The sequence below is a fragment of the Providencia sp. PROV236 genome (assembly GCF_033676985.1).
Taxonomy (GTDB): Bacteria; Pseudomonadota; Gammaproteobacteria; order Enterobacterales; family Enterobacteriaceae; genus Providencia; species Providencia manganoxydans.
This window is the reverse complement of sequence record NZ_CP096297.1, coordinates 3,439,634-3,459,394: the sequence shown is the minus strand read 5'-3', so window position 1 is coordinate 3,459,394 and position 19,761 is coordinate 3,439,634. Positions and strand designations below refer to the sequence as shown.

Sequence of the window (19,761 nt, the reverse complement as noted above, 5' to 3'; positions counted from 1 at the left end):
CATAGCGTTGATTTATTTTGCTAATGGATAATTATGGAGTAAAACAAAATAAAATCATGTAATTAGAATGTATAACTACTTAAGTAGTTGCACTTTTTGGGTATTTGTAACGCTTTCATCTATTCAGTAAGTATAATCTCATCAGCGCTAAATCGCTGCTTACTATGTAACCTTATAATAGTAACTCATGTAAATGATATTGTAACTTTATGTTAAGGCATATCGTTTGTTTAACTGTGTCATTTGATGACTTTTGCCTATGCAACTATTACAAAATTAAACCATCTTGAAAAAATTGTGATTTGATGCTCAGAGGATGAGGGGGAATTAGACATTTTAGGGGGCGGCTAAGTTGAAATATATTACGTTATCTGATGATTTTTATATTAAATAATTGAAGGTGGCTAATAATAGCCACTCTCAATAATAGATTTGTTATTCATCTGATGAGTATATGGTGGGGTCAAAGCGGATGCCAATTGCCCAAATAATCAGACTAACTACAGACAAAATGGCACCAGAAGCAGCGACACCTTCCCATCCTGCTTTTTCGTAAGCATAGCCCGAAAGTAATGAGCCTAGTGCTCCGCCTATAAAATAGCTGGTCATATAACCTGCGGTTATGCGATTACGGGCTTCAGGTAAAATACGATATAAGGTGCTTTGGTTAGTAACGTGTACCGCTTGCACAGCAAGATCAAGTATTAATACACCAATAATGAAGGCAATCAGTGACTCTTTTGCAAAGCCGATTGGTGCCCATGAAAGTAATAATAAAATTAAACCAATGGTGGTGACTCGCTTACCTTTACCCTTATCAACCAAGTGACCTGCTTGAGATGCCATTAGTGCACCCGCCGCTCCCACTAATCCAAACAAGCCAATCGTGCCTTCAGAATAACTAAAAGGTGGGGTAGCAAGCAGGAATGCCATTGCAGTCCAAAGTAGGGCGAAGTTGGCAAAAACCAGCGCGCCAAGTAATGCTCGAACTGCAAGTACTGGTGTCCCGCAAAACAAACGTACAATTGAAAATAAAAGTTGGAAATAATTGAGGTTAGTTTTTTGATGATAACGTGGTAGCTTCAGGGCAAGCACGATAATCAATAAGAACAATAATCCAAAAGCAACCCAATAGATGGCTCGCCATCCGCCTACCATTGCAACAGCGCCCGAGACGGTTCTAGCGAGTAAAATCCCCAGTAATAGCCCGCTCATAATGATACCAACAGCTTTTCCTCTTTGATTAGGTTTGGCTAAAGTGGCTGCCATTGGGATCAGCACTTGTGCGACAACAGAGAATAATCCTGTCAGTGCTGTGCCTAATAAAATTTGCCATACATTGTTTGATAATGCGGTGATAAGTAAACCGATCGCAGACAGTGATGTCATGGTTAAAATAAGACGCTTACGTTCAAAAATATCGCCAAGGGGGACTAAAAAAAGTAATCCCGCTGCATAACCTAATTGTGCTGAGGTGACAATAAACCCTGCCATATTCGTGGTTAAATTAAATTGAGAGGCGATAGTTTCAAGGAGGGGTTGCGCATAGTAGTTACTGGCAACAACTAAACCTGTTGCGACAGCCATCAAAACGACTAGACCTGTCGTTAATTCTGCTTGTGGTGCCTTATTCATGTGTTATCTACTCATTATTGATTAGGCAGTCATTATAGGCTTTTTTTATCATTAAGATGGGGGATTTTATTGATAATGAATATCGAAATTAATGAATAAAGCCACCGGGTTAGGGTGGCTTTAGGTATAAAGAAAATAAATTTATTTTTCAGCAGCTTTGCGTGCTTCATCAACCCAGCCATCAAAAGTAGATTGATGCGCCTTGATCCATGCATCAGTATGACGGCGAATATCAGCTTGTGATGCTTCACCATTATGCATTCTCAAGTTCTGAGCATTGATATCTGCAATTGGCAATTTCATGATTTCAAACAATTTTGCTGCGGCAGGGTTATCCGCTGCCCATTTTTTGTTGGCTGCAATATGCATGGTATTCGGTGGGAAACCATAGTTTTTGCCATTAGGTAACGCTGTATCGGTTTTTTCACCATTAGGCATTGAAGAGAAAGGTACTTCTAGCCAAACAACATCACGACCTGGTTTTAGCACATCACTGATCCAATATGGTGTCCACGTATAATAAAGTATTGGTTTACCTTCTTTATAGCGCGTGATGGTATCCGCCATCATTGCCGCATAGTTTCCTTGATTATGCTCAACCGTTTTTTCTAAATCATAAGCTTTGAGATGATTGTTGATTGCGGCTTCGCATCCCCAACCAGGGTTACAACCAGTGAGGTCAGCCTTACCATTACCGTTGGTATCAAACAATTTGGCGATTTTGGGATCTTTTAATTGTTCAACATTGGTAATGTTATATTTGTCTGCGGTTTTTTTATCAATCAGATAACCTTGAGCCGCATTGACGACATAATTACCTTGGCGATAAAAAGCGTTGTCACCCCCAGCTGCGTTATATTGTGCATCATGCAGTGGTACCCAACTAACCGCTAAGTAAGTTGCATCGCCATTGGCAATTGATGCATAGGCGACGTTGTAATCAACTTCTTTGATGGGTTCGACTTCATAACCTAGTTTCTCAAGCGCTTTTGCGACGAGTAAGGTTTGAAAGGTTTCTTCGCTAATCGTACTTTGTACCGGAGTGACTTTGACTCCTTTGCCTGGCAGATCTTCGGCATTAGCGAGTGGAACGGCAAGTAAGGCTGTCAGGGCAGTTGCCAATAGTATTGGTTTTTTCATTATTGATACCTCTATTTGTCGCATTTGGCTTGCCTTGGCAAGCGAAGAGCCAATAAATGGCTCTATCGGATGAATTTATTTTTTAGAGAATGGGCGAGTGATCAGGCCAATCGGGCCTTGTTGATACCAACGCGTAGCGACTTTGCTGCGCGTATTTTTCCCAAGAGATTGAGTTAGTCGGTCAAGGACAATGGCGAGTACCACGATACCGACACCACCCACAGAGGCTAATCCCATATCAAGGCGACCTATACCTCGTAGTACCATTTGTCCTAGACCACCAACAGCGATCATGGATGCTATCACCACCATTGAAAGCGCTAGCATCAAGGTCTGGTTGACGCCGGCCATAATGGTTGGCATGGCTAATGGTAGCTGCACTTTGAACAGCAATTGACGCGGGCTAGCTCCGAATGACTCAGCCGCCTCAATCAAATCAGCAGGGACTTGTTTAATACCTAAAATGGTTAATCGAATAATAGGCGGTAAGGCAAAAATGATGGTGACGACAACCCCTGGCACGTTACCAATCCCAAATAGCATTACAATAGGTACTAAGTAAACAAACGCAGGCGTTGTTTGCATGGCATCGAGTAGTGGCCTAACGACGCTAGCAGCTTTGTCACTGCGTGCAAGCCATATTCCCAGTGGTAATCCTATTATCAAACAGAATAGTAGAGCTGTCAGTACTAATGCGAGTGTCACCATAGCCTCAGACCAAGCGCCAATTGCACCGATGATGATCATCGAAACAAAAGTTGCTACGCCCATCACTCGACCAGCGAGTTGCCACGCAATTAATGCAAATAAAATAATAGCAACAGGTGATGGAAGAGAGGTTAAAAACTGTTCAAATCCACTAAGGATAAAATCAATAGGTACGCGGATCCCCTGAAAAATAGGGCGAAAATGCAGTACGATCCAATCAATTGCATGGGTAACCCATGAATCAAGCGGGATCAACGTGTGCTGGAAGGGATCCATAATATTAAAATGTTCAGGCGTCACTGTTTCGGTTGGCGTGGCATTCAACCAATCACTACTTCCGGCATCACTCGGTGTTGTGGTATCCGTCGCACTACCCCAAGGATCGCTTGCGGTATCAGGGGTGTTTTGTTGTGGTGCATCATCGGTTTGAGTATCTGCCCACGGATCTTGTTGTTCAGTCTTATGTTCGCTTGTGTTATTGCTCATTTGGTGTCTCCTTATCCAGTGCCTGTAACAACATTCCTTTGGATATCACGCCAAGATAGCGATTTTTTTCATTGATGACAGGAACCGCGCAGGGGGCTTGTGCAATAGTCGAAATAACTTCGTTAAGTGGCGTATCCCCTTGAATTGGCTCTAAAGTAGATATAACGGCAGCTTCAATACCTTGTTTATCACGCAAGGCTTTTTCGAGGGATTCGACAGATACCACCCCCGCAAAAGTGTGTCCTCGAGAAATTAAGTAACCATGACTACGATCCTCATCATTCAGCACTTTCAGTGCCGAGCGAGGGCCAAAGCCTGGGGCTATATGCAGTAATGCATCTGGTCTTCTTCGTGCGATATCTTTAGCACTAAAGACTTGGCTAATATCGACACCGCGGAAAAAGGTTTTAACGTAATCATTGGCAGGGTTATTAAGTATTTCATCTGGTGTGCCAGTTTGTACCACAACTCCACCTTGCATGATGGCAATACGATCACCAATACGCATCGCTTCATCGAGATCATGTGAGATAAAGACAATCGTACGTTGCTTTTCACCTTGTAGCGATAATAGCTCATCTTGCATTTCAGTGCGGATCAGGGGGTCGAGAGCAGAAAATGCTTCATCCATTAACAAAATATCAGGATCATTAGCCAATGCGCGGGCGAGGCCGATGCGTTGTCTCATACCACCTGAAAGTTCATCGGGATAAGATGCAGCCCATTTTTCAAGATTGACTTGGCGAAGTGCATCCATGGCTTTTTCATGGCGTTGCTCTTTGGACATACCAGAAAGTTCCATGCCAAAGGCGGTATTATCGAGCACATTCATATGTGGCATTAACGCAAAGGATTGAAACACCATACTAATTTTAGTACGTCGGACTTGGCGTAGCGCCTTATCGGAGATATTCGAAATATCTTCCCCGTCAATGAGCACTTGGCCGCTGGTGGGCTCTATCAGGCGATTGAGAAGGCGTACCAACGTTGATTTTCCTGAGCCTGATAGCCCCATAACAACAAAGATTTCGCCTTCTTCAATGGCCAGATTGGCATCTTGAACACCGACAGTTAGGCCTGTTTTTTCAAAGATGTCATCTTTACTCATTCCTGATTCTAAAAGCTTAAAGGCTTGATCAGGGTGTTCCCCAAAAATTTTATATAAATTTTTAACTTCTAATTTTATTGGCATATAATAATTACCCGTTATTTCAATTAGCAAATCATTCAAGTATTTATCTATATCGCCTATTGATAGGCATGAATACTCACTTCGACTATTGGTTGAAAATGTTCAGGGTAGATATTCCTATTATGTTTACGGTGAATTTAATTAATTATGATTTAAATTAAATAACTCCATTTAAAATTATTAGAAAAACAAACAAGCAATATAACCTAGCATAATAAATGGAGCTGACAACCCTTGGTTAAGGACTATTAATCAAAAAAATGGAGTGAATAGCGATGAATTATTTTGAAGATAGGTGTTTTTAGCCACTTCAATATTGATGAGTAAATAATATTATTGAATGAACTAACGTTTTGTTGAAACTGAATTTATTCCAAAAATGAATATTGAATTATCACGACTAACAAAACTAGAAGAGTGCTGATTATAACGGTTAGCTAAATTTTAGGATAAAGTTGCTATAAAATTCAAAAAAATCCATTAACATAAATAAAATTTATCTATTTTAATGGTAAAATAAAAAGTTTAGCGTTTGTTTGCCTGATGAATATGTTAAAAACAATCAATTTAACAGTAAAACTTGTAAGCAGATACGCTGGTTAAGTCGCTTTTATTCATTAATAAACCCACTAAAAGGTTGGTTTTCATTTAGTGGGCTTATAGTCAATCAGTTAATTAAATTGATTGATTAAAAATCCCAGTCATCATCTTCTGTGCTAACCGCTTTCCCTATGACATAAGAAGAACCTGAACCGGAAAAGAAATCATGATTTTCATTTGCATCGGGTGAAAGTGCCGATAATATTGCAGGACTGACATCAGTCACCACATCTGGGAATAATGCCTCATAACCTAAATTCATTAATGCTTTATTAGCATTGTAATGAAGGAATTTTTTGACATCTTCGGTCCAACCTACGGAGTCATATAATTCTTGGGTATATTTCACTTCGTTTTCATATAAATCAAAAAGTAATGAGAAGGCAAAGTCTTTAATTTCTGCCTGAGTATTTTCATCATAATTTAATAATGATTTTTGAAATTTATAGCCAATATAGTAACCGTGGATCGCTTCATCGCGAATAATTAAGCGTATCAGATCGGCAGTGTTAGTTAATTTCCCTCTACTGGACCAATACATAGGTAAATAAAAACCTGAGTAGAAAAGAAAAGATTCTAAAAAGACACTCGCTATTTTTTTCTTTAATGGATGGGTGTCACAATAATAGGATAGAATGATTTTTGCTTTATTTTGTAACGCATGATTTTCTTCACTCCATCGATAAGCATCATCGACATCGCTAGTCGAGCAAAGCGTTGAAAAAATAGAGCTATAGGAGCGTGCATGCACAGCTTCCATAAAGCTGATATTTGATAATACCGCCTCTTCATGAGGGGTGAGGGCATCTTCCATTAAACAAGGCGCACCAACAGTATTTTGGATCGTATCAAGCAGTGTCAGCCCAGTAAAAACACGAATAGTTAGCTGTTGTTCTGCCTTGGTTAGTGTATTCCACGACGGTGTATCATTTGATAATGGGATCTTTTCAGGTAACCAAAAATTAGTGGTTAATCGGTTCCATACTTCAAGATCTTTATCATCTTCAATACGATTCCAATTGATCGCTTTAACGGGGGTTAATATTGTTTGGTTTGTCATACTCATTGTCCTTTTAAAGCGTACATGAAACACAGCCATCAACTTCAGTGCCTTCAAGTGCCGTTTGGCGAAGGCGAATGTAATACAGGGTTTTTATACCTTTACGCCATGCGTAAATTTGTGCTCGGTTGATATCACGAGTTGTTGCATCATCTTTAAAGAACAGTGTAAGAGATAGCCCCTGATCGACATGTTGCGTAGCAACAGCGTAGGTATCAATGATTTTTTCAGGTCCTATTTGATAAGCATCTTGATAATATTCAAGATTATCATTGGTCATAAAAGGTGCAGGATAGTAAACACGACCAATTTTCCCCTCTTTACGGATCTCAATACGAGAAACAATTGGATGAATGCTTGAGGTTGAATTATTAATATAGGAAATAGACCCTGTCGGCGGAATTGCCTGCAAGTTTTGATTATAAATACCATGCTCTATCACTGATTGTTTCAGTGATTGCCAATCCGCTTGAGTAGGTATTTCGATGCCCGAACGTCGGAATAATTCCTGAACGGTTTGGGTTTTTGGCAACCAATTTTCGTTGATATATTTATCAAAATAACGACCATTGGCATATTCTGAATGTTCAAAGCCTTTAAATGCAGCTTTACGCTCAATTGCTAATTGGTTGGACGTTCTTAGTGCGTGATAAGCCACGGTATAAAAGTAGATATTCGTAAAATCGAGCGCTTCTTCTGAACCATAGTAGATTTTTTCCCTCGCTAGATAGCCATGTAAGTTCATCTGCCCAAGGCCAATGGCATGGGATTGATGATTACCTTGTTCAATTGAAGGCACTGAACGTATATGACTCATATCAGAGACCGCGGTTAGTGCTCTGACGGCAATTGCTATAGATTGAGCAAAATCAGGCGAATCCATGGTTTTCGCTATATTCATGGAGCCTAAATTACAACTGATATCTTTCCCTATCTCTCGGTAGCTTAAGTCGTCTTCATACAGGCTAGGCTGGTTAACTTGTAAGATCTCTGAGCACAAGTTACTCATGTTAATACGTCCTGCAATCGGGTTAGCTCGATTGGCGGTATCTTCGAATAAAATGTAGGGATAGCCCGATTCAAATTGAATTTCAGCGAGAGTTTGGAAGAACTCCCTTGCGTTGATTTTGTATTTTTTGATCGCTTTGTTGTTGACCATCTCATGATATTTTTCAGTCACACTGATTTCTGACATGGGTACGCCATATTCACGTTCGATATCATAAGGGGAAAATAGGTACATCTCTTTGTTTTCTTTGGCGAGTTGGAACGTGATATCTGGGATCACAACGCCTAAAGAGAGTGTTTTGATACGGATTTTTTCATCTGCATTTTCTCGTTTTGTATCAAGAAAACGCATAATATCTGGATGATGGGCGTGTAAATACACGGCCCCCGCTCCCTGCCGCGCACCAAGCTGATTGGCATAGGAGAAGGCATCTTCTAGCATTTTCATGACGGGAACAACACCAGAAGATTGGTTCTCAATAAATTTTATGGGGGCGCCCTGTTCTCGCAGATTGGTCATCATGAAAGCAACACCGCCGCCGCGTTTAGATAGCTGTAATGCGGAGTTTACCGAGCGACCAATTGATTCCATATTATCTTCAATGCGCAGCAGGAAACAGGAAACTAATTCACCCCGTTGTTTTTTACCGCAATTTAAGAAGGTAGGGGTGGCAGGCTGAAAGCGGCCACTAATTATTTCTTCAACCAAATGGCTAGCAAGTGATTGATTACCTAGTGCAAGTGTTAACGCGACCATACATACGCGATCTTCATAACGCTCTAGATAGCGTTTACCATCAAATGTTTTTAGCGTATAACTTGTATAATATTTGAACGCCCCTAAAAAAGTTTGAAAACGAAATTTATGAGCATAGGCTTGTTTGAATAATTTTTTGATAAATGCAAAATCATATTGCTCAAGAACTTGTGCTTCGTAGTAGTTTTCATTAACTAAAAAATCGAGTTTTTCTTTTAAGTCGTGAAAGAAAACCGTGTTTTGATTCACATGTTGGCGAAAGTAGTGATGAGCGGCTTCTTTGTCTTTTTCGAATTGGATTTCGCCTGCACTATTGTATAAGTTCAGCATGGCATTTAGCGCATGGTAGTCAACATGCGGGGTATTTTTTGTCTTTTCCATTGAACTAGCTCTAATGATGTTTTTGTTGCCAAAAAGCGTTTAGCCCGTCACGGACACGTTGAACATCACGCTCCGTACCCAGTAATTCAAAACGATATAAATAGGGAACTTGGCATTTATGGGCGATGATATCGCCAGCAATGGCGAAAGCATCTCCAAAATTGGTGTTACCTGCGGCGATAACACCTCGTATGAGTTGTCGGTTCGACTCGATGTTAAGAAAACGGATCACTTCTTTTGGTACTGCGCCTTTGGAACCGCCACCACCATAAGTTGGCAGTAGTAGAACGAAAGGCTTAGTCGCAATAATGCTATTTTGTTGCTCACCTATCGGCAAACGTGTTGCTGGAAGCCCCACTTTTTCAATAAAGCGATGACAGTTACCAGAACGACTTGAAAAATAGACCAGTGACTCCGTTTGCATAGTAACCTCTTAAGCCAAAAGGCGGCTGATCATGTCAGGACGAAAGCCAGACCAATGCTCTTGATCAGCAACAACAACGGGGACTTGCTGGTAGCCGAGTTGGCGTACAAATTGTAATGCGTCATCGTCTTCGGTGAGATCAACGACTTGGTAGGGAATATTTTTGCGTTCTAGGGCTTGGTAGGTGGCATTGCATTGAACACAGTTGGGTTTACTGTAAATTGTGATAACGGCCATATTGAGTACCTATACCTGTACTGAATACTATCAGTAGTGTGATGATTAGTATTTAAAGACTATATATAGATTATATTTTTTTCAACCACACAATATATAGTGGTTTTGAAATATTGAATGATAATTATTCTAATTATTGGCTAGGTCGTTATTTATGTTGGGAAATTAAATTTTGAGCATGTGAATGGTTCTGTTATCAAGACTAAGAAAAAATATCATTGCCAAGTAGAAATAATACAGTTTATAACTGTATATACGATCAGATAATTGCACGCTCTTAAGGGGATATTATGTATCATCAATATTTGGCTTCACCTGAGAAATTTCCAAAACCGTGGGTTGAGATCACGGCTGATGATGAGGGGGTGACGAGCATCTATTTTGTTGAACAAAAAAGTCATCCAGAACATAAGAATGAGCATTCTGAGTTATGTGCTAAAGAGCTAGAAGAATATTTTAATCATAAACGCGAAGAGTTCACCGTACCATTAAACCCTCATGGTACTGAGTTCCAAAAAAAAGTGTGGGCACACTTGTGCAGCATCCCTTTTGGTGAACGTTGGAGCTACAAAGATCTCGCTTTGAAATTAGGTTCAGTAAACTATTGTCGAGCTGTGGGAATGGCAAATTCACGTAACCCAATCTCTTTAATTGTGCCTTGTCATCGAGTTTTAGGTCATGATGGCAAACTTGTTGGCTACACTGGTGGATTAGACATAAAAGACTGGCTACTCGCACACGAAAAACAATCACCTAAATAATCATCTAATGTTAGTATTATTGTTCGGAATAATCGCTATTATTAAGAATAATTCATGTACGATAAGCAATTTATCCCAATAAATAATATTTTTTTATGCTTTTTGTCAATTTTCGTGATCTAGGTTGTAGACAAGTAACTTATATATCTGATGTACTGAGCTCGACACTGATGGTGTGTCTATTTTTATTTTAAAGGTAATAATTTGATGTCTAAAGTTAAAGGTAACGTTAAGTGGTTCAACGAGTCTAAAGGTTTCGGTTTTATCACTCCAGAAGATGGCAGCAAAGATGTGTTTGTTCACTTTTCTGCTATTGCGAGCGAAGGTTTCAAAACCCTAGCAGAAGGTCAGAAAGTTGAATTTGAAATCACTGAAGGTGCTAAAGGCCCATCTGCTGTAAACGTTGTCTCTCTGTAATTTAAACAAATAGAAACGAACAGCCTCTCAACTCGCTCCAGCCATCTGGAGCGAGTTTTATTTTATAGGGGGCTAAGAGAGTCACTTCTCTGTTAATGAGCCTTAATCGCGACTATATAGCAAAAAGCCCCTTTTAGGGGGCTTTGCCGAACTTAGTTGGAGCTTATTTAACTTCTTCGCCTTTTGCTTGAAGGTCAGCATGGTAAGAAGAACGAACAAATGGACCGCAAGCCGCATGTGTAAAGCCCATCGCCAGCGCTTCTTCTTTCATTTCGTCAAACTCGGCAGGACTGACATAACGTTTTACCGGTAGATGGTGGCGGCTAGGCTGTAGATATTGACCCAATGTGAGCATGGTGACCCCATGGCGGCGCAAATCACGCATCACTTCAATGATCTCTGCATTTGTCTCACCTAAACCCACCATTAAGCCCGATTTAGTTGGAATATCTGGATGTGCTTCTTTAAATCTTTCTAATAATTTTAGCGACCATTCGTAATTCGCTCCGGGGCGAACTTGGCGATAAATACGAGGTACGTTTTCTAGGTTATGGTTAAACACATCAGGTGGAGTTGCGGTTAAGATATCTAACGCGCGATCCATTCTTCCTCTAAAATCGGGAACCAACGTTTCAATTTTGATAGTCTGATTTTTTTCACGGATCGCACTAATACAATCTGCAAAATGTTGAGCACCACCATCACGTAGGTCATCACGGTCAACAGACGTGATAACGACATAGCGTAATGCCATATCCTTGATAGTTTGTGCTAATTTTACTGGCTCGTTAGCGTCAGGTGCATTTGGGCGACCATGAGCAACGTCACAGAAAGGGCAGCGGCGCGTACAGATCGCACCGAGGATCATAAAGGTCGCGGTACCATGGTTAAAGCATTCGGATAGGTTAGGGCAGGAGGCTTCTTCACAAACAGAATGCAGGCCATTTTTACGCATAGCCGCTTTGATCCCCTGAATACGGGTTGAATCTGCTGGTAACCTAATTTTCATCCAGTCAGGTTTACGTAGAATTTCTTCACGTTCGGTGACGACGTTTTTAACAGGGATCAGCGCCATTTTGTCGGCGTCACGATATTTTATTCCGCGTTCTATCTGAATTGGTTTACTCATAGCTATACCGGTTCCAGTTGTTGATCGGATTAGTTGGGTGTTGTATTTGGCGCAACGGAGCGGTTACTAATCCATTAAAATTTTTTTGAAAAATGTTAAAAAATTATAGCATCATTATTGAACAATATGAAATCCAAGTGTGTCACAGAACTGCTCAATTAGCACAGGCTGAACATCTTCAATCGTCACTTTAGGGATGAAATCACGAACCTGAGTCATTTTCAACTGTGCATAGCCGCAAGGGTTAATGCGATTAAACGGTTCGAGATCCATGTTAATATTTAATGCAAGGCCATGAAACGAACAGCCTTTACGGATCCGTAACCCGAGTGAACACACTTTATTGCCCTCTATATAGACGCCCGGTGCATCAGGGCGTGGGTATGCTTCAATCTGATAATGAGCAAGCGTCTTAACAACGGTGTCCTCTAGGGCGCTAACAAGCTCACGCACGCCAAGCTTATTGCGTTTAAGATCGAGCATCACATACATCACTTGTTGACCCGGCCCATGATAGGTTACTTGACCACCTCTATCACTTTGGATCACTGGGATATCACCCGGTGCAAGAACATGTTCTGCCTTACCCGCTTGCCCTTGTGTGAATACGCGTGGGTGCTCCACCAGCCATAATTCATCCGAGGTATCTTTATCACGGTTTTCGGTGAACTGATGCATTGCATCAGAAACAGTTTGATAGGGGGCTAGCCCTAATTGACGTACAATAATAGTTCGTGCTGACAATGTTTTAACATCCACATTCAAAATGTGTTGCTAGTATAACGCCGTAGCTGGGTTACTGCCAGTTCTGTTATGTTGCTAAAATGTTAGGTGAGTGGTGTTTTTAATATTATCTGTGCGAAATTATTTAAGGTGCGGCTAGGCGACAAGTGAATGTATTGTTATCGCTAGGCGTATAGAAACTCTCTGATTAGTGTGAGCGATTAATGGTCGCGACACCTTAATGAAAGACAATTATAGGTAATAAAAAACCGCACTCGATAAGAGTACGGCCTTGTATATTAATGACTCAGTGGATTATAGAACCATTCTCACGCGCTCTAATGCACCAAGTTCTTCATATAAGGTTTCGACTTGTTCAATGTGTGTTGCATTGATGGTAATCGAAACTGAGTGGTAATTGCCTTTGCTGCTTGGCTTCACATCTGGAGAATAGTCGCCCGGCGCATGACGTTGAACCACTTCAACGACTTCATCAACCAGCTCTGGTTCCGCAATTCCCATCACTTTGTAAGTGAATGAGCATGGGAACTCAAGTAGTTCATTTAATTTCGTTTTCATGGGCGCTCCTAATAACAAAAATAGTGTTTAAATAGATATCGTCATCTTTTAAACATTCGGATATACACTATATGGGGACAGTGCATATCCGATTCAAGGGTTAACCAAACCAACGATGGAACAGTAATTTAATATAGTCGATTAAACGGCTAAAGAAACCACCTTCTTCGACATCTTTCAGTACCACCAATGGATGCTGCTCAATGGTTTTACCATCCAGTTGAAAGTTAATGGTACCAATTGCTTGGCCTTTTTTCAGTGGCGCTTCAAGCTCTTTATTGGTCACGTCATAGCTTGCTTTTAAATCTTTTAAGCGGCCACGGGGAATAGTTAAAAACAGATCTTCTGTAACCCCTAATTTAACATTATTTTCATCACCAAACCAAACGGGTTCAGATGCGAATTCAACCCCTGCTTGTAATGGCTTGACGGTTTCATAAAAGCGGAAGCCATAAGTGAGGAGTTTTTTGCTTTCTGCATCACGGCCTTTCATGCTTTTTCCACCCATAACCACTGAGATCAGACGCATATCGCCTTCAGTTGCAGAGGCAACTAGGTTATATCCTGCACCGCTTGTGTGACCTGTTTTAATTCCATCTACAGATAAACTTTTATCCCACAATAATCCGTTACGATTAGTTTGACGAATATTATTAAAGGTGAATTCTTTTTCTTTATAGATAGCATATTCTTCGGGAACATCACGGATCAGCGCTTGGCCAATTAATGCCATGTCACGGGCTGAACTGTATTGCCCATCAGCATCTAACCCATGAACAGTTTGGAAATGGGTATTTTGTAACCCAAGTTTGCTCACATAACCATTCATTAGCTGAACAAAATTGGTTTGATCACCTGCCACATAGTCAGCCATTGCAACGCAAGCATCGTTACCTGACTGTAAGTTAATACCGCGTGTTAACTGAGATACGCTGACTCGGTCGCCCGGTTTTAGGAACATCAGTGATGAACCTTTAAACACAGGATTACCTGTTGCCCATGCGTCTTCGTTCACCGTAACCATGTCATTTGCGCCGATTTTACCTGATTTGATGGCTTGACCGATAACATAGCTGGTCATCATTTTTGTTAAACTCGCAGGATCACGACGTTGATCCGCATTTTTCTCTGCCAAAACTTTACCTGAGTTATAGTCAATGAGAATATAAGCTTCAGCGTCAATATCAGGTACTGCGGGGATTGGACTGTTAGGGAATGGCTCATTTGCTTGTGCAAAATGACTGATAGTAAAAAGCAGTGCAGTACCCAGTAAGGTATTGCGAACAACACGTGATGGGGCAAAATTTTTCATGTTTTTATTGTTACATCCGGAATTCGGTTAACACAAGAAGGCGCAGTGTAGCAAAAGTCGATTCATTGATTAATGCATGCGCCAATTTTTTACAATATTTTATACTCGTGATACTTCAAGATGCAGGAGGACTGCATCTTAGGTTATTTAGAGCATAAATTTGCTGTTTTTATCACGGTGCAACAACCATCGAAGATTGATTTAATTCAGATTGAATGCGACCTTGTAAATCAACTGCTTGCTGCCTATCGGTAAATGGCCCTAATTGGACTCGATAAATATTATTGTATGGCTGTAAGCGGCCCGGAACGCCAAATTTATTTTTTAAATTATCCAGCATCGTTTTCGCATTACTTTGACTGCTAATTGCACCCACTTGAACTAAATAGCCCCTTTCAGGTACTGCTGCTGATGGTGCTGCTTGCATTGGCTCAGGAGCCTTTAAACTACTTTCAGGTACAACAGGCTCCATTGGTGCGCTAGGCTGTTGAACGGGTAATGAATTTTCAGGGGCAGGGGCACTTTGCATAACTGGCGTACCCATTGGGCCTGCACCTAATTGAGGACGACCTGGAAGGGCATAGCTTTGTTTAACAAAATTCGAACCAATGGTCCCCGGACCTGACAGTGAGCCATCTTGAGCAACTTGAATGGCGTCAATTTTGATCTTGGTTGTTGGCATCAAATTCAAGCGGTCAGCAACGGCGCGTGAAACTGCAATGCTTTTACCTTGAGTATAGGGGCCACGATCATTCACACGAACTACCATCATGCGACCATTCATCATGTTAGTCACGCGTATATAGCTTGGGATCGGCAGTGTAGGGTGCGCAGCAGTTAACTCGATTGGGTTAACTCGCTCTCCAATCGCCGTCATATTGCCAGCGGATTCAGAACCAAAAATAGAGGCATAGCCAACTTGAGAGAATTGTGAAGGATCACGCACGATTTGATACTGCTGGCCATTACGTTGATAGTCACCGTTCGCTGTAGGATGTAATGGCTCATAATGAGGCTCTGCTCCAAGCACATCTTGCGCAGGTACAGCCGGTACATTAGTAGGCTGCTTGATATTCTCTTCAGTGACGCAGCCACTGAGCAACGCGGCAGTAATGCCAAGCATAATCCATTGAAAACGCATACTAAGCCTCTTTTATAAACTCTTGGAAAGAAATTTTCTGTGTGTATGGATAGACATGATAATACCGAATCCAGCCATTAACACAATGAGCGCAGAACCGCCATAACTGACGAGAGGGAGCGGTACGCCAACCACAGGCAATATACCACTCACCATCCCAATATTCACAAATACATAAACAAACAGGATCAGCATCAATCCCCCCGCCATGACACGGCCAAAGGTATTTTGTGCACTGGCGGCAATATACAGGCCTCGCATGATCAGTAGTAAGTACAGGCCAAGTAATACTAAGACGCCAATAAGCCCCAGCTCTTCAGATAAAACGGCAAAAATAAAGTCAGTATGGCGCTCAGGTAGGAATTCAAGTTGCGATTGTGTGCCATGCAGCCAGCCTTTACCCATTAAACCGCCAGAGCCAATAGCAATTTTAGATTGAATAATATGATAACCCGCGCCGAGCGGATCAGTTTCAGGATCGAGTAACATCATGACTCGCGTACGCTGATAATCATGCATTAAGAAAAACCACAATAAAGGTATAAAGGCGGCGAGGGCAGAGGCCGCAATAGTAATTAATCGCCAGCTCATACCGGCTAAAAACAGCACAAAAATACCCGATGTCGCCACTAAAATGGAGGTTCCTAAGTCAGGCTGAGCGGCAACTAACAATGTGGGGACAACAATTAAAACCAGTGCAATGGCGGTGTTCTTTAATGATGGAGGACATAGGTCACGGTTCATAAAACGAGCCACCATCAGAGGAACGGCGATTTTAGCGATTTCAGAGGGTTGAAAACGAATAATACCGAGATCAAGCCAGCGTTGTGCCCCTTTACTAATTTGACCAAAGACATCAACAAAAATCAGTAAGATAACGCAAAAAATATATAAATGAGGGGCAAGATTTTCATACAGGCGAGGGGGGATCTGCGCCATAATGATCATGACAATAAAACCTGTCGCGATCTGGCCTAACTTTCTTTCCATCATTTCAGGATCTTGACCGCTAGCACTCCACATAATGAACGCACTGTAAGCCAATAAAGCTAATATAATGAGCAGCATAGGCACATCAATGTGCAGACGCATTGAGAGTGATAATTTTTTCTTATCGTCTGTCATAATGTTATCGGTCTTCCTCTGAACTTGCCCCTACACTGTTAACTTGGGTTCTATTGTCACCTAACAGGACATGATCAAAAATTTGCCTAACAATATCACCTACAGCAGGCCCTACCCCACCATTTTCTAAAATAATGGCCACCGCAACGGTAGGTTTATCATAAGGGGCGTAGGCAATCATTAATTTATGATCGCGTAAATGCTCGGCAAGTTTACTTGCATTATAGGTTTCATAACTAAATACCTGAGCTGTTCCTGATTTCGCTGCGGCTTTATAAGGTGTACCAATAAAACTACGTCGCCCTGTACCGTTTGGTGCATTGGCGACACCATACATACCTTGTTTGGCAATTTCCCAGTATCCTGAATGGATATCACCAATTTGGCTGGTGCCTTTGTCTTCATAAGGCACCATAGCATTACCTAATTTTGTACCATACAGTAAATGTGGTGTTTTCACTTGGCCATCATTGATTAACGTCATTAAGGCTTTTGACATTTGAATTGGTGTGGCGGTCCAATAGCCTTGACCGATGCCGACTGGGATAGTATCCCCTTGGTACCAAGGTTTCTTATAGCGTTTTTGTTTCCATTCACGGGTTGGCATAATACCTGAACGTTCTTCAGCGAGATCAATACCGGTGTAGTCACCAAAACCGAATTTGCTCATCCAATCAGATAACCTATCAATACCCATATCATAGGCAACTTGATAGAAGAAGGTATCTGCGGATTCGATAATGGATTTAAGCACATTTAACTTGCCATGGCCCCAACGTTTCCAGTCACGGTAGCGTTTTTCAGAGCCGGGTAGTTGCCACCAACCGGGATCAAAGATTGTTGTTGCAGGCGTGATCACTTTTTCACTTAAAGCGGCCACTGAAATAAAAGGCTTTACGGTTGAAGCTGGCGGATAGAGACCTTGAGTGGTTCGATTAATTAATGGCCGGTCTGGGTTATTCAATAACGCTTGATAGTCTTTATTCGAGATACCGTTAACAAATAAATTCGAGTCATAACTTGGGTTTGAAACCAGAGCTAAAATTTCACCATTACGAGGATCGGTTACCACGACAGCAGCTCGGCTGGTGGTCAGTAATTTTTCAATATAGGTTTGTAGTTCAAGATCAATCGTCAGATAGATATCTCGACCTGCTTGCGGCGGCTGCTCATGTAGCTGACGGATCACTCGACCACGACTGTTGACTTCGACCTCTTCATAACCGGTCTTACCATGTAAGACATCTTCATAATAGCGTTCGATACCTAACTTACCTATATCATGACTGGCTGCGTAGTTAGGGAGTATTCCTTCTTTATCAAGGCGCTCAACATCTTTATCATTAATTTTAGCGACGTAACCAATAACATGGGTCAATGCAGAACCATAAGGGTATGAACGGCGCTGATAGCTTTTGACCTCAAGGCCTGGGAAGCGGTATTGGTTTACTGCAAAACGAGCAACCTGAACTTCATTTAGCTGGGTTTTTAAGGGAATAGAAGTAAAGCGGCGTGAGCGTTTACGCTCTTTTTCAAAATTAGCAATGTCTTCATCAGTTAATCCAATGACATCGCGTAATTTCTCAAGGGTGTCTTGCAGGTTTTCAACTTTTTCGGGAACGATTTCCAGCTGATAAAAGGTTTTGTTTAATGCCAGCTGAGTCCCATTACGATCATAAATAATTCCACGACTAGGAGGAATTGGCACCAGTTTAATGCGATTATCATTTGATCGGGTTTGATAATCTTCATGGCGAACAACTTGTAAGTGATAAAGGTTCGTTACAAGAAGCGCTGATAGCAATATGATAACGCCAAACGCAATAAGTGCTCGGCGTATAAATAACATTGATTCAGCTGTATGGTCGCGAAAAGGGGTGCGTTGATTTTTCATCCCACTGCCATGTTGTACATATTAAAAACTGACTATTCCCTATGATAAGGGTGGTTAGTCGTAATACTCCACGCTCGATAAAGACTTTCAGCAACCAGCACTCTTACTAGAGGGTGGGGCAGTGTCAATGGCGATAGAGACCAACTCTGCATGGCAGCCTCTTTACAAGCAGGGGCTAGCCCTTCAGGGCCACCTATCAGTAGGCTGACGTTGCGACCATCTTGTTTCCAGCTTTCAAGTTGGTTGGCAAGCTTGGGGGTATCCCACCGCTCACCGGGTATATCCAATGTGACGATACGATTGCCTTTGCCAACCGCAGCCAGCATTAACTCGCCTTCTTTTTCGAGAATGCGCTTTATATCTGCATTTTTTCCTCGCTTCCCTGCCGGAACTTCAATCAGTTCAAACGGCATATCTTTAGGGAAGCGGTGAAGGTAATCCATAAAGCCGGTCTGAACCCAGTCCGGCATTTTTGTTCCCACGGCGATGAGTTGTAATTTCAAACTCAGCTCCAGAGTTTTTCGAGTTCATACATGCGACGGCTTTCATCCTGCATGATATGGACAATGGCTTCACCAAGATCGACCACAATCCAATCTGAAACCCCTTGGCCTTCAACGCCGAGTGGATATAAGCCATTTTTACGGCAAGCTTCGATCAAGCGATCCGCAACTGACATTAAATGGCGGCTTGATGTCCCTGTACAGATGATCATTTGGTCAGTAATACTTGACTTACCATGAACATCTATCGAAATGATATCTTCAGCTTTTGCGTCATCAAGCTGATTGACAATAAATTGTTGGAGTTCAGTTCCTTGCAAAAGGTTCACCTTTATTCTAATTATACCCAGCCAATAAAAAACAAATATATTTTGAGGCGTAGCGGGTGTAACGTCGTTAAACACTAATTTGTAATATACCGATTAAGGTTAGGTCATTTTACCCTAGATTTTTAGAAAAATCGGCTAAATTATTTTATATACTCTAAATAATTCGAAGTGCAGCGAGTCGCTGCATGCCTACATAAGTAGGTGACTAGTGCAAATGAGC

The 19,761-nt window shown here is 41.5% G+C and carries 19 protein-coding genes; 2 read left to right on the top strand and 17 right to left on the bottom strand.

What is annotated here, in order from left to right; genetic code table 11:
* Positions 1–435 precede the first annotated feature (435 nt).
* From M1E96_RS15940 to nrdH, 8 genes are all read right to left on the bottom strand, one after another.
* Positions 436–1,635, bottom strand: a complete 1,200-nt coding sequence (locus M1E96_RS15940) for an MFS transporter (protein ID WP_369427203.1) — start codon at positions 1,633–1,635, stop codon at positions 436–438.
* Positions 1,636–1,776: 141 nt separating this feature from the next.
* Entirely contained in the window at positions 1,777–2,775 is a 999-nt protein-coding gene (proX, locus tag M1E96_RS15935) for a glycine betaine/L-proline ABC transporter substrate-binding protein ProX (protein WP_318709564.1), read from the bottom strand.
* A 75-nt stretch (positions 2,776–2,850) separates the two neighbouring features.
* On the bottom strand, positions 2,851–3,969 hold the full coding sequence (gene proW, locus M1E96_RS15930; RefSeq protein WP_070925083.1) for a glycine betaine/L-proline ABC transporter permease ProW: 1,119 nt from the start codon (positions 3,967–3,969) through the stop codon (positions 2,851–2,853).
* Positions 3,959–5,161, bottom strand: a complete 1,203-nt coding sequence (gene proV, locus M1E96_RS15925; RefSeq protein ID WP_070925082.1) for a glycine betaine/L-proline ABC transporter ATP-binding protein ProV — start codon at positions 5,159–5,161, stop codon at positions 3,959–3,961. Before proV ends, proW begins: the two co-directional genes overlap by 11 nt.
* A gap of 688 nt (positions 5,162–5,849) precedes the next feature.
* Positions 5,850–6,821 carry a class 1b ribonucleoside-diphosphate reductase subunit beta gene (gene nrdF / locus M1E96_RS15920; RefSeq protein ID WP_140186818.1) on the bottom strand — a complete coding sequence of 324 codons (972 nt, stop codon included), beginning with the start codon at positions 6,819–6,821 and terminating at the stop codon, positions 5,850–5,852.
* A gap of 13 nt (positions 6,822–6,834) precedes the next feature.
* Complete coding sequence (gene nrdE, locus M1E96_RS15915; protein ID WP_140186816.1) at positions 6,835–8,967, bottom strand: class 1b ribonucleoside-diphosphate reductase subunit alpha; 2,133 nt, start codon at positions 8,965–8,967, stop codon at positions 6,835–6,837.
* Positions 8,968–8,977: 10 nt separating this feature from the next.
* Positions 8,978–9,391: a class Ib ribonucleoside-diphosphate reductase assembly flavoprotein NrdI gene (gene nrdI / locus M1E96_RS15910; RefSeq protein ID WP_140182798.1), complete on the bottom strand. Its 414-nt coding sequence runs from the start codon at positions 9,389–9,391 to the stop codon at positions 8,978–8,980.
* 9 nt (positions 9,392–9,400) lie between these two features.
* Entirely contained in the window at positions 9,401–9,628 is a 228-nt protein-coding gene (gene nrdH, locus M1E96_RS15905) for a glutaredoxin-like protein NrdH (protein WP_070925079.1), read from the bottom strand.
* A 290-nt stretch (positions 9,629–9,918) separates the two neighbouring features.
* Between nrdH and M1E96_RS15900 the strand changes: the two genes are divergently transcribed.
* Both M1E96_RS15900 and cspE read left to right on the top strand, forming a co-directional pair.
* Positions 9,919–10,389, top strand: coding sequence for a methylated-DNA--[protein]-cysteine S-methyltransferase (locus tag M1E96_RS15900; RefSeq protein WP_070925078.1), 471 nt, complete (start codon positions 9,919–9,921; stop codon positions 10,387–10,389).
* Between the two features lie 207 nt (positions 10,390–10,596).
* Complete coding sequence (gene cspE / locus M1E96_RS15895; RefSeq protein ID WP_014657708.1) at positions 10,597–10,806, top strand: transcription antiterminator/RNA stability regulator CspE; 210 nt, start codon at positions 10,597–10,599, stop codon at positions 10,804–10,806.
* A gap of 163 nt (positions 10,807–10,969) precedes the next feature.
* Here the strand turns inward: cspE and lipA are convergent, their stop codons facing one another.
* The 9 genes from lipA to rsfS all read right to left on the bottom strand — a co-directional run bounded on the left by lipA (position 10,970) and on the right by rsfS (position 19,541).
* A complete protein-coding gene (gene lipA / locus M1E96_RS15890; RefSeq protein WP_140182797.1) occupies positions 10,970–11,935 on the bottom strand; it encodes a lipoyl synthase in 966 nt (321 codons plus the stop codon).
* 114 nt (positions 11,936–12,049) lie between these two features.
* The gene (lipB, locus tag M1E96_RS15885) at positions 12,050–12,694 is read right to left on the bottom strand and encodes a lipoyl(octanoyl) transferase LipB (protein ID WP_140182810.1); all 645 of its coding nucleotides are present in this window, start codon (positions 12,692–12,694) and stop codon (positions 12,050–12,052) included.
* Positions 12,695–12,973: 279 nt separating this feature from the next.
* Positions 12,974–13,237, bottom strand: a complete 264-nt coding sequence (gene ybeD / locus M1E96_RS15880) for a DUF493 family protein YbeD (protein WP_070925076.1) — start codon at positions 13,235–13,237, stop codon at positions 12,974–12,976.
* Positions 13,238–13,337: 100 nt separating this feature from the next.
* Positions 13,338–14,549, bottom strand: coding sequence for a D-alanyl-D-alanine carboxypeptidase DacA (gene dacA, locus M1E96_RS15875; protein ID WP_070925075.1), 1,212 nt, complete (start codon positions 14,547–14,549; stop codon positions 13,338–13,340).
* 172 nt (positions 14,550–14,721) lie between these two features.
* Positions 14,722–15,690: an endolytic peptidoglycan transglycosylase RlpA gene (rlpA, locus tag M1E96_RS15870; RefSeq protein WP_369427202.1), complete on the bottom strand. Its 969-nt coding sequence runs from the start codon at positions 15,688–15,690 to the stop codon at positions 14,722–14,724.
* 12 nt (positions 15,691–15,702) lie between these two features.
* On the bottom strand, positions 15,703–16,815 hold the full coding sequence (mrdB, locus tag M1E96_RS15865) for a peptidoglycan glycosyltransferase MrdB (protein ID WP_070925073.1): 1,113 nt from the start codon (positions 16,813–16,815) through the stop codon (positions 15,703–15,705).
* A gap of 4 nt (positions 16,816–16,819) precedes the next feature.
* Complete coding sequence (gene mrdA / locus M1E96_RS15860) at positions 16,820–18,709, bottom strand: peptidoglycan DD-transpeptidase MrdA (RefSeq protein WP_140186730.1); 1,890 nt, start codon at positions 18,707–18,709, stop codon at positions 16,820–16,822.
* Between the two features lie 32 nt (positions 18,710–18,741).
* Positions 18,742–19,212 (bottom strand): 23S rRNA (pseudouridine(1915)-N(3))-methyltransferase RlmH, encoded by a 471-nt coding sequence (gene rlmH, locus M1E96_RS15855; RefSeq protein ID WP_070925072.1) that lies wholly within the window; start codon positions 19,210–19,212, stop codon positions 18,742–18,744.
* Between the two features lie 2 nt (positions 19,213–19,214).
* Complete coding sequence (rsfS, locus tag M1E96_RS15850) at positions 19,215–19,541, bottom strand: ribosome silencing factor (RefSeq protein WP_081335828.1); 327 nt, start codon at positions 19,539–19,541, stop codon at positions 19,215–19,217.
* Positions 19,542–19,761: the final 220 nt, after the last annotated feature.

Excerpts from the sequence above, each read along its gene's own strand:
- proX (WP_318709564.1), bottom strand. The coding sequence starts at position 2,775 with ATGAAAAAACCAATACTATTGGCAACTGCCCTGACAGCCTTACTTGCC.
- rlpA (WP_369427202.1), bottom strand. The coding sequence starts at position 15,690 with ATGCGTTTTCAATGGATTATGCTTGGCATTACTGCCGCGTTGCTCAGT.
- dacA (WP_070925075.1), bottom strand. The coding sequence starts at position 14,549 with ATGAAAAATTTTGCCCCATCACGTGTTGTTCGCAATACCTTACTGGGT.
- cspE (WP_014657708.1), top strand. The coding sequence starts at position 10,597 with ATGTCTAAAGTTAAAGGTAACGTTAAGTGGTTCAACGAGTCTAAAGGT.
- mrdB (WP_070925073.1), bottom strand. The coding sequence starts at position 16,815 with ATGACAGACGATAAGAAAAAATTATCACTCTCAATGCGTCTGCACATT.
- nrdF (WP_140186818.1), bottom strand. The coding sequence starts at position 6,821 with ATGACAAACCAAACAATATTAACCCCCGTTAAAGCGATCAATTGGAAT.
- M1E96_RS15900 (WP_070925078.1), top strand. The coding sequence starts at position 9,919 with ATGTATCATCAATATTTGGCTTCACCTGAGAAATTTCCAAAACCGTGG.
- nrdH (WP_070925079.1), bottom strand. The coding sequence starts at position 9,628 with ATGGCCGTTATCACAATTTACAGTAAACCCAACTGTGTTCAATGCAAT.
- lipA (WP_140182797.1), bottom strand. The coding sequence starts at position 11,935 with ATGAGTAAACCAATTCAGATAGAACGCGGAATAAAATATCGTGACGCC.
- mrdA (WP_140186730.1), bottom strand. The coding sequence starts at position 18,709 with ATGAAAAATCAACGCACCCCTTTTCGCGACCATACAGCTGAATCAATG.
- proW (WP_070925083.1), bottom strand. The coding sequence starts at position 3,969 with ATGAGCAATAACACAAGCGAACATAAGACTGAACAACAAGATCCGTGG.
- ybeD (WP_070925076.1), bottom strand. The coding sequence starts at position 13,237 with ATGAAAACGAAATTAAATGAACTACTTGAGTTCCCATGCTCATTCACT.
- nrdI (WP_140182798.1), bottom strand. The coding sequence starts at position 9,391 with ATGCAAACGGAGTCACTGGTCTATTTTTCAAGTCGTTCTGGTAACTGT.
- M1E96_RS15940 (WP_369427203.1), bottom strand. The coding sequence starts at position 1,635 with ATGAATAAGGCACCACAAGCAGAATTAACGACAGGTCTAGTCGTTTTG.
- proV (WP_070925082.1), bottom strand. The coding sequence starts at position 5,161 with ATGCCAATAAAATTAGAAGTTAAAAATTTATATAAAATTTTTGGGGAA.
- nrdE (WP_140186816.1), bottom strand. The coding sequence starts at position 8,967 with ATGGAAAAGACAAAAAATACCCCGCATGTTGACTACCATGCGCTAAAT.